Source organism: Streptomyces sp. P9-A4, assembly GCF_036634195.1.
GTDB lineage: Bacteria > Actinomycetota > Actinomycetes > Streptomycetales > Streptomycetaceae > Streptomyces.
This window is the reverse complement of the sequence record NZ_JAZIFY010000001.1, coordinates 5,509,102-5,521,712: the sequence shown is the minus strand read 5'-3', so window position 1 is coordinate 5,521,712 and position 12,611 is coordinate 5,509,102. Positions and strand designations below refer to the sequence as shown.

The window sequence follows — 12,611 nt, the reverse complement described above, 5'->3', positions numbered from 1 at the left end:
GTCCTGGTGGGAATTCTGGTGAGCGTAGCGTGAGTGCGCCGTAGCGGTGAGCGAACATCGGCGGATCGCGCCGCTCCGGGTGGACGCCGTCGGCCACATCTTCGAACCCGGGCCGTGGCGCGCGTCGGCCCCTCGGGTGCGGCCGAGAGAACTCGGTTGTTCATCCGCATCACCCTTTCACCCGAATGCTCCAGGTCAAGTACCGCCTCGCCGCGCGTTCGACCCGGGTGTCGCGGTGTTCGTCAACTGCCAGCCCTCACCGCGGCGTTCGACAAAGCCGAGGGAGTGGAGTTCGTACAGCCTGGCGAGGGTGTCGTCCGGGGTGGTCCCGGCCCGGCGGGCGATGACGGTCGTGGGGGTGGGGCCGGGCGCGGGGACCGCTTCGAGGACCTGTTTCGCGGCGGGGGCGAGGAGGTCGCGAGGCAGGACGGGCCCTCGGCGCGTCGGCGCGAGCTGCCCCATGTCACCGATGAGTTCGACGATCTCGTCGGCGTCGGTGACGAGGGTGGCCTCACCGCGCAGGAGTTCGTGGACTCCGGCGGAGAGCGTGCTGGTCACCGGGCCGGGGACGCCCATGGTGTGGCGGCCGAGGCGGGCGGCGGCGCGGGCGGTGACGAGGGAGCCGCTGCGGTGCTGTGCCTCGATGACGACGGTGCCGCGGGTGAGGGCGGCGATGACCCTGTTGCGGAGGATGAAGCGGCTGGGGGTGGGGTGGCTGTCGGGCGGCAACTCCCCGACGACGAGGCCTTGTTCGGCGATGCGGCGGATGAGCTGGTCGTGGCCGCGGGGGTAGGGGGTGTCGACCCCGCAGGCGAGTACGGCGACGGTGGCGCCGCCCGCGGCGAGCGCGCCCCGGTGCGCGGCGCCGTCGATGCCGTAGGCCGCGCCGGAGACGACGACCCAGCCGTGGCGGGCGAGGCCGGTGGCGAGGTCGGCGGCGGTGTGCGCGCCGTACGGGGTGCAGGCGCGGGCGCCGACCAGGGCGACGGAGCGGAGGGCCCAGGTGCGCAGGTCGGCGGGGCCTCTGACCCAGAGGCCGATGGGGCGGGTGTCTCCCAGGTCGTCGAGTTGACGGGGCCATTCGGTGTCGCCGGGGACGACGAAGCGTCCGCCGAGCCGGTGGACGGTGTCGAGGTCCCGGTCGGGGTCGGCGGCGGTGGCGCGGAGCCGCCAGGACGCGACGCGTTTGCCGCCGGTCCCGGGAAAGGGGTCTCCGCCGAGGTCTCCGCTCCCGGGAAGGGGCTCCCCACCGGGGGTCCCGGAACTGTGGGAGGCCCGGGCGTCCATGCCGTCCGGCGTCCGGAGCAGGTGGGTGACGAAGTCGGTGGGCCCGTAGTGGCGGAGCCAGCGGCCGGCGTGTTCGTCGCCGGGTTCGATGGCTCGGCTGAGGACGGCGCGGGCCCGTCGCTCGTCCGTGGTGGCGCCGGTGGTCATGCGCGCTCCCCCGCTCCGACGGGCACTCCGCGGGCGATGCCGGTGCGCAGTTCGAGGGCGAGGGCGATGTCCTGGTGGTCGGGGCGGTCGTGTCCGGCGAGGTCGGCGAGGGTCCAGGCGACGCGGAGTACGCGGTCGAGGCCGCGGGCGGTGAGGAGTCCGCGTTCGATGTCGCGTTCGGCCTCGGCGAGGGCTCCGGGGGCCGTGAGGTAGCGGGTGCGGAGTTCGTGTCCGGGGATCTCGCTGTTGACGGTCCAGGGGGTGTCGGCGAGGCGGGTGGCGGCGCGGGCGCGGGCTTCGCGGACGCGTTCGGCGACGGCGGCGGTGCTCTCGCCCCGGCCGCCCTGGCCGAGGAGGTCGGCGCGGGTGACGGGTTCGACTTCGAGGCGTAGGTCGACGCGGTCGAGGAGGGGGCCTGAGAGGCGGGCCTGGTAGCGGCGGACGAGGGCGGCGGGGCATTCGCAGCCGGCGCCGTGCAGGGTGTGGCGTCCGCAGGGGCAGGGGTTGGCGGCGAGGGCGAGGAGGAAGCGGGCGGGGAGGCGTACGACTCCGGCGGCGCGGGCGATGACGACGTGTCCGGATTCCAGGGGCTGGCGGAGGGCGTCGAGTGCCTTTCCGGAGAACTCGGGGGCTTCGTCGAGGAAGAGGATGCCGCGGTGGGCGAGGGAGACGGCGCCGGGCCTGGGGAGGCCGTTCCCGCCGCCGACGAGGGACTGCATGGTGGCGGAGTGGTGGGGTGCGCAGTAGGGGGCGCGGCGGACGAGGGGTTCGCCGGGCGGGAGGATGCCGGCGACGGAGTGGACGGCGGTGACTTCGAGGGATTCCTGTCGGGTGAGGGGCGGGAGGATGCCGGGGAGTCGTTCGGCCAGCATGGTCTTTCCGGCTCCGGGTGGTCCGGAGAGCAGGAGGTGGTGGCTGCCGGCGGCGGCGACTTCGAGGGCGCGGCGGGCGCGGTGCTGGCCGGCGACGTCGGCGAGGTCGGGGCCTTCGGTGGGGTCGCCGGGGGCGGTGGTGAGTCCGGTGCCGAGGCCGGCGCCGGGGAGGAGGAGTCCGGCGAGCATGGCGTCGGGGCGGCCCGCTTCGGTGGGTTCCTCCTCGGGGACGGGTTCGTCGGTGAGGATGGCGATGAGCTGGCGGAGGCTGCGGACGCCGAGGACGGAGACTCCGGGGACGAGGGAGGCCTCGCCGGCGGTCTGTTCGGGTACGACGACCTGGCGGTAGCCGGCGTCGGCGGCGGCGAGGACGGCGGGCAGGATGCCGCGGACGGGGCGGACGCGGCCGTCGAGTCCGAGTTCGCCGATGAGGACGAGGTCGGCGATGGCGCGTGGGTCGATGCGTTCGGCGGCGCCGAGGACGCTTGCCGCGATGGCGAGGTCGAATCCGGATCCGCTCTTGGGGACGGATGCGGGGCTGAGTCCTACGGTGAGTTTCTTCTGGGGCCATTCGGCACCGGAGTTGACGACGGCGGCGCGGACGCGGTCGCGGCTTTCGGTGAGGCTTTTGTCGGGGAGTCCGACGAGGGTGAAGGCGGCGACTCCCGGTTCGAGGTCGGCCTGTACCTCGACGACGACGCCTTCGACGCCGAGGAGTGCGACGGAGCAGGTGCGGGCGAATCCCATCTCAGGCCACCCCCTGGGCGTGGGTGAGGACGGGGGCGCCGCGGTGGGGCAGGACGATACCGATGAGGTCGATGCGGATGCCGCCGTGCGGGGCGGGGGTGTCGTGGCGGTCGAGCCAGCAGGCGGCGAGGCGGCGGAGCCGGTCGGCCTTGCGGGGTGTGACGGCGGCCATCGGGTCTTCGTAGCCGCCGTGGCGGCGGGTCTTGACCTCGCAGATGACGAGGGTGTCGCCGTCGCGGGCGACGATGTCGATCTCGCCGGTCCGGCCGCAGCGCCAGTTGCGGGCGAGGATGTGCATGCCGGTCGCGGTGAGCCGGCGGGTCGCCAGCTCTTCTCCGTACCGTCCGAGTGCCTGGGTCTTGTTCATACGGCACCACCTCCGTCACCGACTGTGACGGAGGTGGGTGGATCGTGTGCGGCGCTGTGGACGGTCCGTGGGCTGTGGACAACCCGCTCACTCGTGGGGGTGAGCCGGGGTCAGCTGCCGGGCAGTTCGAGGTCGCTCTTGTTGAGCTCCTCGATGTTCACGTCCTTGAAGGTGAGGACGCGGACCTGCTTGACGAACCTGGCCGGACGGTACATGTCCCAGACCCAGGCGTCGGCCATGCTGACCTCGAAGAAGACCTCGCCCTGGACCGAGTGCACCTGCATCTCGTAGTCGTTGGTGAGGTAGAAGCGCCGCTCGGTCTCGATCACGTATTTGAACAGCCCGACGACATCGCGGTACTCCCGGTAGAGCTTCAGCTCCATCTCGGTCTCGTACTTCTCGAGGTCCTCGGCGCTCATGGCATGTTCCCCTTCAGCCGTGCGTCCCCCTATTGTGCGCCAGGCGGACGCGCCCCTAAACGATTTCCGGGGCGAGAACCACCGGGGCACTCGGAGGTCCCTCGTCGAGCAGCGTGCGCAGCAGCTCGGCGAGTCTGGTCGGGTACACCGTCTCATGGGTCGCCGACAGTTCGGCGGAGGTCCACCATCTGAGGCCCGCGAGGCTGCGGGTCTCCAGTTCGGTGAGGGCCTGCGGCCGGGGCGCGGTCTCCGTTCCCCGGGTGCGGGCCAGGTAGTACCACTCGTCCTGGTGCCAGCGCCGCCCGTCGAAGGGGAAGGAGCAGTACCGCTTCCAGAGGACGGGTCCGAGGTCGACCTCGGTGATGCCGGTCTCCTCGGCGAGTTCCCGCAGCGCGGCCTGTTCGTGGGTCTCGTCGCCCTCCAGGCCGCCGCCGGGGGTGAACCACCAGGTGTCGGCCGGGTCGTCGGGCTCGTGACCGTGCATCAGCAGGACGCGGTCGTCGGGGTCGAGGAGTACGACCCGGGCGACCCGCCGCCGCAGGACGGGCCCGGGTTCGGCACCGGACCGGGTGGACGGCTGGGCATCGGTCCCGGTCGGTCTCGGCTCCGTCCCCGGTTCCGGTTCCGTCATGCCCCCACCCTCTCCCGTTGCCCGGTGCGCGGTCCCGTCGGGCGGCGCTTCGTGAAGAGGCGTGCCACCGGGCCGTACGCGGCGCCGAGCACGATCAGGAGGGCGCCGGCGCCGATCGCGGTGAGGAGGAGGTGCAGGGGCCCGGGTTCGGAGGTGCCGCCCGGGAGTGCCGCGAAGCCCGTGGGGCGGTCCAGGAGGCCCTTGGCGGGCCAGACGACGGCGTCGACCCTGCCGGTGACCGTGGAGCGGGGCACGGAGCCCTGTCCGGCGTCTTCCAGGTGGGAGCGGGAGTCGAGGGAGAGGTGCCGGTCGTCGCCGAGGAGGAAGAGGCTGTCCGCCGGGACGGTGACGGAGAACGCCTTGTCGGAGGCGGTGACGCGGCCTTCGGGGCCGGGCTCGACGTAGGGCTCGTCGACGGGGGTGCCGTTGACGGTGAGGCGTCCGTCCCGGTCGCAGCAGGCGACGGTGTCGCCGCCGATGCCCGCGACCCGTTTGACCATGGGCGCGTCGCCCCAGAGGGGGTCGCGGAAGACCACGACGTCTCCGCGCCGCACCTCGGCGCCGTCGACGCGCTGGGCGAGGACCCGGGAGCCCACGTCGAGTGTGGGGGTCATGGACTGCGAGGGGATGGTGTACGGCTGGTAGAGCATGGCTCCCCAGCCGAATCCGCCGAGGAAGAGCACACAGCCGACGGCCACGGCCAGCCCCGACAGCACGCTGCCGAGGCGGCCGTGGCCGCCCTTCGTCCGTATGGTTCCGCTCATGTGCGCACCCCGTGGGTCGGTGACGGACGGTGGTCCGTCGACCGTCCGGGACGGCACCCTACCCGCGGGTCGCTACTCGGCGGTATGCCGGGCGGCGAGCTTCTTGCGGCGCCACAGCACCAGCGGGAGCGCTCCGGCGAGGCCGGCCGCGCCGAGGGGGGCGGCGGTCATGGCCTTGTTGAGGCCGGGCTGGTCGAAGATGTCGGGCACCGGCAGGGTGGCCCAGCGGGTGACGGGCCAGGCGATCACCACGGCGCGGCCGACGACCTCGTCGTTGGAGACCGTGCCGCCACCGGGGAGCTGCTGGTGGAAGCGGGAGTCCAGGGAGTTCTGGCGGTTGTCGCCCATGACCCAGATGCGGCCCTCGGGGACCTTGATGGGACCGAAGGAGTCCTGGCAGGGGACGGAGCCGGGGTAGAGGTACGAGGTCTCGTCCAGTGCCACGCCGTTGAGGACGACCTTGCCGCCCTCCTTGCAGGAGACGGTGTCGCCGCCGACGGCGATGACGCGCTTGATGAGGTCCTTCTCCTCGGCGGACGGCATGAGGCCGATGAAGCTGAGGAACTTCTGGACGACGTTCGGCGTGGGTGTCTGCTGGCCTTCGAGCCAGCCGCCCGGGTCGTGGAAGACGACGACTTCGCCGCGCTCGGGCTCGGAGCCGAACCAGGGCGTCAGCTTGTCGACGAGGACCCGGTCGCCCTTGACGAGCGTGTTCATCATCGATTCCGACGGGATCGAGAACGCCTGTACCAGGAAGGTCTTGATCAGCAGGGCGAGTACGAGCGCGATGCCGACGAGGAGGGGCAGTTCCTTCCAGAAGGAACGCTGCTTCTTCGGGGCCCGGCCGGACCCGCCCGCCGCGTCGTCCGGCGCGTCGCCGCCCGGCGGCTGCGTCTGCTCGTCACCCGTCACGTCGTCACCCGTCGTGTCGTCGAAGGCCCCGTCGGCCCCCTTGTCGGGCCCATCGTGTCCGGATCGTGCGCCGACGGCCAAATCCCCCACATCCACTCCTCAGTCCGTGCGAACGCCCGTCCCGGGTCAGGGACAGGCCCACCACTCCCATAACGAGCAGAAGTTCCGCAGGGGTCGGGAGCCCGGTGAATCCGTTGAGATTCCGCTGGGACACACTATGCGACAGACCGCGCGCGGACTCGGAACTCGCACTGGCGTCCGGAACGGCGTCGAAGGTCGATCTCTCCTCCAGGCGCCGCCAGTGGCCGAAGGGCCAGGCGATCACCACCGCGCGCCCCACGACCTGCTCCTCGGACACCGTGCCGTGGCCCTTCTCGTCGAGATGGAAGCGGGAGTCGGCCGAGTTGGAGCGGTGGTCGCCGAGCACGAAGATCCGCCCCTCGGGGACCTTCACCTCGAACGGGATGGTGGACGGCGGGTTCCCCGGATGCAGGTACGGCTCGTCCAGCGGTACGCCGTTGACGGTGAGCCGCCCGTCCTCGCCGCAGCAGCGGACGGTGTCTCCCCCGACGGCGACGACCCGCTTGATCAGGTCCCGGTCGTCGGCCGAGGGCAGCAGCCCGATGAAGGTGAGCGCCTGTTTGGCCTGTTTGATGCCCACCGGGTCGTCGGCGGGCGGGGTGGCCTCCTGCTGGAGCCAGTTGCCGGGGTCCTTGAAGACGACGACGTCGCCGCGCTGCGGCCGGGAGCCGAACCAGGGGGTGAGCTTGTCGACGAGGACCCGGTCGGAGATGCGGATCGTCTGTTCCATGGAGCCGGAGGGGATGACGAAGGCCTGGACCAGGAAGGTCTTGAGGACGAGCGCGATGAGCACGGCCACCGTCACGAGGACGGGGATCTCGCGGAGCGCGGAGCGCTGCCGTCGCCGCTTCACCTTGCGGGCGAGCCTGCGCCGTTCGGCCCGTCCCGGCAGGGCCTGGCCGGATTCCTGTGCGGGGCTCCGGCCGGTTCCGCCGGGCGGGCGTCCCCGGCTACCCATGGGCCCCCGCCCCGTGTCCGCCGGCCGGGGCGGCCGGTACGGCGTCGAAGGCGCCGGTCTCGGCCACTGTGGACCAGCGGGCGAAGGGCCAGGCGATCCAGTCGGCGCGCCCGATGACCTTGTCGACGGGGACCATGCCGCCGCCGGGGTTGCCGAGGTGGTCGCGGGAGTCGCTGGACTGGCTGCGGTGGTCGCCCATGACCCAGAGCCTGTCCTGCGGGACGACGATGTCGAAGGGCACGCTGGACGGCTGGTCGCCGGGCATCACGTAACGCTCCTGGACGGGGACGCCGTTGACGGTGAGCCGGCTGTCCTTGTCGCAGCAGACCACCCGGTCGCCGCCGATGCCGACGACCCGCTTCACGAAGTCGGTCTCGTCGGGTTCGGCGAGGCCGAGGGCGGCGGCGCCGTCGTGGAGGAGGCCGGTGACGGGGTTGCCCGGGGGCTCTTCCTGTACGAAGGAGCCGGTGCCGTCGAAGACGACGACGTCGCCTCGCCGGGGCTCACTGCCGAAACGGTACGCCACCTTGTTGACCAGGATGCGGTCGCCGACCTGGAGGGTCGGTTCCATGGATCCGCTGGGGATCAGGAAGGGCTGCAGTACGAAGTGGCTCAGGAGGAGCAGGAAGGCCACGCAGGCGCCGCCGCCGAAGGCCGTGCGCCGCCAGGACACCGGGGTCCTGGAATCCTCGGGAACGCGCGCGGAGCGCGACCCTTCCTCCGTGCCGGACGAATCCGTGCCGGAAGAGGGGTCGCGCTCCGTGTGCTGTGCTTCGGTGTCCATCGGTGGCAGAGCCTATCCGGCCTGCCTGTCCGAGGGCTCGTAAGCGTCGAGCGTGCCGGGAGCCGAAGCTCAGCGGTCGCGCTTCTCCTTGATCTTGGCAGCCTTGCCGCGCAGCTCGCGCAGGTAGTAGAGCTTGGCGCGACGGACGTCACCGCGGGTGACGAGCTCGATCTTCTCGAAGATCGGGCTGTTCACCGGGAAGGTGCGCTCGACGCCGACGGAGAACGAGACCTTGCGGACCGTGAAGGTCTCGCTGACGCCCGAGCCCTGGCGGCGGATGACGACACCCTTGAACTGCTGGATGCGGGAGCGGTTGCCTTCGATGACGCGCACGTGGACGTTCACGGTGTCGCCGGGGCGGAAGGCGGGGAGGTCGGAGCGGAGCGCGGCCGCGTTGACCTGGTCGAGCAGGGAGGCCATGGAGGTCTCTTTCCTCGCTGATGCCACAGGTCATCAGCGGTACGTTCGAAGGTATTCGGAAGATCGTCCGTTCCTGGCGGCGTCGTTCCCCCTGTGGCAGGGGCGCGCGCCGGACGGACGACAGCGGCCTATTCTTCCACGTCTTCGAGCCTGCGCCAAAATCGGCCGCCGGGCTCGGGCGCCCACCCCATCATCGAGAGGATCTCGCGGTCCTTCTTGTCGAAGGCCGCCGGGTCGCAGCGCTCGATGAGGTCGGGCCGGTTGGCGGCGGTGCGGCGGAAGGCCTCGTCGCGCCGCCAGCGGGCGATCTTGCCGTGGTGCCCGCTGAGGAGGACGTCGGGGATGCCCCGGCCGCGCCACTCGGGGGGCTTGGTGTAGACGGGGCCCTCCAGGAGGTTGGCCATGGCCCCGGGGGCGAAGGAGTCGTCGCGGTGGGACTCGGCGTTGCCGAGGACACCGGGCAGGAGGCGGGCGACGGCCTCGGTGACGACGAGGACGGCGGCCTCGCCGCCGGCCAGCACGTAGTCGCCGATGGAGACCTCGTAGACCGGCATCCGGGTCGCGTACTCGTCCATCACGCGGCGGTCGATGCCCTCGTAGCGGGCCGGGGTGAAGATCAGCCAGGGCCGCTCGGACAGTTCGACGGCCAGCTCCTGGGTGAAGGGGCGCCCGCTGGGGGTGGGGACGACGACGACCGGGCCGTGGGCGCCGCTCTCGTAGCCGTCGGCGAGGGTCTGGTCGAGCGCGTCGCCCCAGGGGTCGGTCTTCATGACCATGCCGGGGCCGCCGCCGTACGGGGTGTCGTCGACGGTGTTGTGCCGGTCGTACGTCCAGTCGCGCAGGTCGTGGACGTGGACGTCGAGCTGTCCGCGCGCGCGTGCCTTGCCGACGAGGGAGACGTTAAGCGGTTCGAGGTACTCGGGGAAGATCGTGACGACGTCGAGCCTCATGCCTCGTCACCCTGCTCGGCGTCGCGGCTGGAGACGATCTCGGCGCGGTCGTCGATCAGGCCGGGCGGCGGGTCGATGACGGCCCGCTGCTCCTCCAGGTCGATCTCGATGACGATCGACTCGACGAACGGGATCATCAGCTCGCTGCCGTCGGGGCACTCGACGATGAAGAGGTCCTGGGACGGCAGGTGGGAGATCTCGGTGATCCGGCCGATCTCGGTGCCGTCGGCGAGGACCACGTCGAGGTCCATGAGCTGGTGGTCGTAGTACTCGTCCTCCTCCTCGGGCATCTCCGTGGGGTCGACCTCGGCGATGAGGAGGATGTTGCGCAGGGCCTCGGCGGCGGTGCGGTCGCGGACGCCCTCGAAGCGCAGCAACAGCCTTCCGCTGTGGACCCGGCCGGTCTCGATGGTCAGCGGCCCGGCGGTGGCCGGGTCGGTGCGCAGTACGGCACCCGGGCCGAGCCTGAGTTCGGGCTCGTCCGTCCGTACCTCGACGGTGACCTCGCCCTTGATGCCGTGGGCGCGGCCGATCCGCGCGACTACCAACTGCACTGCTCCACACTCTCCTGTCACACAGCTCGTACGACGCGAACGACAACGGGCCGGGGTGGGCTCGTAAGCCCTCCCCGGCCCGTGCCGGCACAACTAAGGTGATGCTGCCGGCCTGTTCAGCGGACCTGGTCCACGTCGACGAGGTCGACCCGGATGCCACGGCCGCCGATGGCGCCCACGACGGTACGCAGCGCACGCGCGGTGCGGCCGTTGCGGCCGATCACCTTGCCGAGGTCGTCGGGGTGGACCCGGACCTCCAGCACGCGGCCACGGCGCAGGTTGCGCGAGGCGACCTGCACGTCGTCGGGGTTGTCGACAATGCCCTTCACGAGGTGCTCGAGAGCCTCCTCGAGCATGATCAGGCCTCGGTCGACTCGGTGGACGCGGCCTCGGCCTCGTCCGCCTTCTTGTCGGCCTTCTTGGCCTTCGGGGTGATGGCCTCACCCTTGTCGTCGCCGCCCTCGAGGGCCTTGGCGAACTCGTCGAACGAAGCGCGCTTGGCTTCCTTCGTCGCCGGGACGAGCAGGGCCTTCTCGGGGGCCGGGAGGCCCTTGGCCTTCTGCCAGTCGCCGGTGAGCTTCAGGATGGCGAGAACCGGCTCGGTCGGCTGGGCGCCGACGGACAGCCAGTACTGCGCACGCTCGGAGTCGACCTCGATACGCGACGGGTTGTACGTCGGGTGGTAGAGGCCGATCTCCTCGATCGCGCGACCGTCACGACGGGTGCGCGAGTCGGCGACGACGATGCGGTAGTGCGGCTGGCGGATCTTGCCGAGGCGCTTGAGCTTGATCTTGACTGCCACTGGAGTGGTGTCTCCTGGTCTTGACGTGGTTGGGCACTTTGAGATGCCACGTGGGGTTGCGGTACTCGGATGCCCGATGGACGCGTCAGCCGGAGGAGAGAGGGGTCCTGTGCGACTGTCGAGTACAGCTAGCCATTGTGCCACACACCGCGAGGTCAGCTCGCGGCGCCCACGGTCTCCGGGATACGGAAGGGCTTGCCGCAGCCGCCGCAGACGATCGGGGCCTGGGCGAGCACCGACGGGACCACGCGCACGTTCCGCCCGCAGTCGCAGACGGCCTTGACGCGCACGCCGCCGCCGGAGGAGCCGTGCCGGGCCGCCGGGCCCCGGAAGGAACGCTTGGTGTCGGCCGCCGTGGCGACCGTGTGCGCCTTGAGGGCGCGCTGGAGCCGCTCGATGGTGGGCCGGTAGCGGCGCCTCGCCTCGGGGTTGAGCGTGACCAGGGAGAAGCCACTGCTGGCGTGTGGCTCCTCGGGGTGGTCGAGGCCCATCTCCTCGGCGATCGCGAGGAATCTGCGGTTGTGGTAGCGGCCGGCGCGGGAGGTGTCGCGGACACCCCGGGCGGCGGCGATGCCGTGGACTGCCTCGTGGAGCAGTCGTTCGAAGGAGAGCTCGGCGCCGCAGGCGGACGAGGACTCTCCGATCAGGGACTCGGGCGCGGCAAGATCGGGCAGCTCGGGGTGGTGCCGCTGAATGTCGGCCCACGCCTGTGCCAGCTCTGCGGCGAGAACAGGTGGTGTCGTGCTCACGTCGCGTACAACGAGCCGATGCGCCCTCGGGTTCCATTCCGGGGCATCCCAAATATTTTGCACGTACCCGTCAGTTGCCCTTGATGTGTCGTGACGAGGGCCAGTGCGTCGATCTGCGGAGAAGCCGCGCAGGGGGCGTCAAGCTGGTGCGTAGTAGCGCATACGCCCCGGCGCGTGGCCGTGGTGCGCGCGCCCCCGGGGGAACGGTTCCCGGGCCGGGCCGGGAAGCTTTGCACGGACATTACCCGGTCCCGCGCGGGGGTGTGCCCACCACCCCCGCCCCGGCCGCTCCCCCGGGCGAATCGGTGCGGTGCGAGCACTGGACGCGGCCCGGGATGCGCAGTTCCCTGACTACGGGGGGCTGTCGTCCGAGCACGGATTGGGGCACGTTTCCATGGCACCTACGCTCGTCCCGCACCACCCCGCGCGTGACTGGGCCGAGATCCAGGAACGGATGCTGGTCCCGCTCTACGAGGCGGTGTACGAGCGCCTCGGCGTGGGCGCCGGCTCCCGGGTCCTGGGCCTCGGCTGCGGCTCGGGCCTCGCTCTGCTGATGGCGTCCGCGCGGGGTGCCGGGGTCGCCGGCGCGGACCGGGACCACGCGCGCGTGGAGCTGGCCAGGGAGCGGCTGCCGGAGGGCGTCACGGTCACCGGGGATGCGCCGGAGGCCGGTCCGTACGACGTGATCACGGCCTTCCACGCGACGGACGAGGTGCTCCCGGAGCTGCTGGCACTCACCCGTTCGGCGCAGTCGGGTGCGGCGGTCGTACTGGCCGGCTGGGGGCCGCCGGAGAGCTGTGCCACGGAGCCGGTGCTGCGGGTCGCGGAACGGCTCGCGGACCAGGACGCACGGCGGGGGTTCCGGGCCGACCTGGACGGCCTGGTGGCGGCCTCGGGGCTGCGGCCGGCGGGATCGGGGCGGGTGGCCTGCCCCTTCGGGTACGCGAGCGAGGCGAGCGCGGTACGGGGGCTGCTGTCGACGGGGGCGTACGACGAGGCGGTCGGGGCGACGGACCTCTCCCGGGTGGAGAAGGAGATCGGGGAGGCCCTCGCCCCGCATCTGCGCGCGGACGGCACGGTGTGGATGCCGAACGTCTTCCGGTACGTGGTCGCCCGGGTGCCGTAGACCGTTCCGCCGCTGTCCGGCGGCGCCCCGGCCCGCCTCCG

16 protein-coding genes are annotated in these 12,611 nt (G+C 71.8%); 1 reads left to right on the top strand and 15 read right to left on the bottom strand.

What is annotated here, in order from left to right; all coding sequences use genetic code 11:
• Positions 1-195: 195 nt before the first annotated feature.
• From dprA to V4Y03_RS24945, 15 genes are all read right to left on the bottom strand, one after another.
• Positions 196-1,434 carry a DNA-processing protein DprA gene (gene dprA / locus V4Y03_RS25015; protein WP_332436346.1) on the bottom strand — a complete coding sequence of 413 codons (1,239 nt, stop codon included), beginning with the start codon at positions 1,432-1,434 and terminating at the stop codon, positions 196-198.
• Entirely contained in the window at positions 1,431-3,053 is a 1,623-nt protein-coding gene (locus V4Y03_RS25010; RefSeq protein WP_332436345.1) for a YifB family Mg chelatase-like AAA ATPase, read from the bottom strand. Before V4Y03_RS25010 ends, dprA begins: the two co-directional genes overlap by 4 nt.
• Before the next feature lies 1 nt (position 3,054).
• Positions 3,055-3,420, bottom strand: a complete 366-nt coding sequence (locus V4Y03_RS25005; RefSeq protein WP_317874025.1) for a YraN family protein — start codon at positions 3,418-3,420, stop codon at positions 3,055-3,057.
• 110 nt (positions 3,421-3,530) lie between these two features.
• Positions 3,531-3,839, bottom strand: coding sequence for a DUF2469 domain-containing protein (locus tag V4Y03_RS25000; RefSeq protein ID WP_005311352.1), 309 nt, complete (start codon positions 3,837-3,839; stop codon positions 3,531-3,533).
• 55 nt (positions 3,840-3,894) lie between these two features.
• Positions 3,895-4,470: an NUDIX hydrolase gene (locus V4Y03_RS24995; protein ID WP_332436344.1), complete on the bottom strand. Its 576-nt coding sequence runs from the start codon at positions 4,468-4,470 to the stop codon at positions 3,895-3,897.
• Positions 4,467-5,234 carry a signal peptidase I gene (gene lepB / locus V4Y03_RS24990; protein ID WP_332436343.1) on the bottom strand — a complete coding sequence of 256 codons (768 nt, stop codon included), beginning with the start codon at positions 5,232-5,234 and terminating at the stop codon, positions 4,467-4,469. Before lepB (V4Y03_RS24990) ends, V4Y03_RS24995 begins: the two co-directional genes overlap by 4 nt.
• Positions 5,235-5,306: 72 nt before the next feature.
• Positions 5,307-6,227, bottom strand: coding sequence for a signal peptidase I (gene lepB, locus V4Y03_RS24985; protein WP_317874036.1), 921 nt, complete (start codon positions 6,225-6,227; stop codon positions 5,307-5,309).
• Positions 6,151-7,185, bottom strand: coding sequence for a signal peptidase I (gene lepB, locus V4Y03_RS24980; protein ID WP_317874028.1), 1,035 nt, complete (start codon positions 7,183-7,185; stop codon positions 6,151-6,153). The genes lepB (V4Y03_RS24985) and lepB (V4Y03_RS24980) overlap by 77 nt, the downstream gene beginning before the upstream one ends.
• Positions 7,178-7,969, bottom strand: a complete 792-nt coding sequence (gene lepB, locus V4Y03_RS24975) for a signal peptidase I (RefSeq protein ID WP_332436342.1) — start codon at positions 7,967-7,969, stop codon at positions 7,178-7,180. The genes lepB (V4Y03_RS24980) and lepB (V4Y03_RS24975) overlap by 8 nt, the downstream gene beginning before the upstream one ends.
• A gap of 69 nt (positions 7,970-8,038) precedes the next feature.
• Positions 8,039-8,389 carry a 50S ribosomal protein L19 gene (gene rplS, locus V4Y03_RS24970; protein ID WP_317874030.1) on the bottom strand — a complete coding sequence of 117 codons (351 nt, stop codon included), beginning with the start codon at positions 8,387-8,389 and terminating at the stop codon, positions 8,039-8,041.
• Positions 8,390-8,517: 128 nt separating this feature from the next.
• Positions 8,518-9,339, bottom strand: a complete 822-nt coding sequence (gene trmD, locus V4Y03_RS24965) for a tRNA (guanosine(37)-N1)-methyltransferase TrmD (protein ID WP_317874031.1) — start codon at positions 9,337-9,339, stop codon at positions 8,518-8,520.
• Entirely contained in the window at positions 9,336-9,893 is a 558-nt protein-coding gene (gene rimM, locus V4Y03_RS24960) for a ribosome maturation factor RimM (protein ID WP_317874032.1), read from the bottom strand. The genes trmD and rimM overlap by 4 nt, the downstream gene beginning before the upstream one ends.
• A 116-nt stretch (positions 9,894-10,009) precedes the next feature.
• Positions 10,010-10,249, bottom strand: a complete 240-nt coding sequence (locus V4Y03_RS24955) for an RNA-binding protein (protein ID WP_005311361.1) — start codon at positions 10,247-10,249, stop codon at positions 10,010-10,012.
• 2 nt (positions 10,250-10,251) lie between these two features.
• A complete protein-coding gene (rpsP, locus tag V4Y03_RS24950; RefSeq protein ID WP_024755885.1) occupies positions 10,252-10,695 on the bottom strand; it encodes a 30S ribosomal protein S16 in 444 nt (147 codons plus the stop codon).
• Between the two features lie 155 nt (positions 10,696-10,850).
• Positions 10,851-11,444, bottom strand: a complete 594-nt coding sequence (locus tag V4Y03_RS24945) for a hypothetical protein (protein ID WP_024755886.1) — start codon at positions 11,442-11,444, stop codon at positions 10,851-10,853.
• A gap of 394 nt (positions 11,445-11,838) precedes the next feature.
• Between V4Y03_RS24945 and V4Y03_RS24940 the strand changes: the two genes are divergently transcribed.
• Entirely contained in the window at positions 11,839-12,570 is a 732-nt protein-coding gene (locus V4Y03_RS24940) for a class I SAM-dependent methyltransferase (protein WP_332436340.1), read from the top strand.
• Positions 12,571-12,611 lie beyond the last annotated feature (41 nt).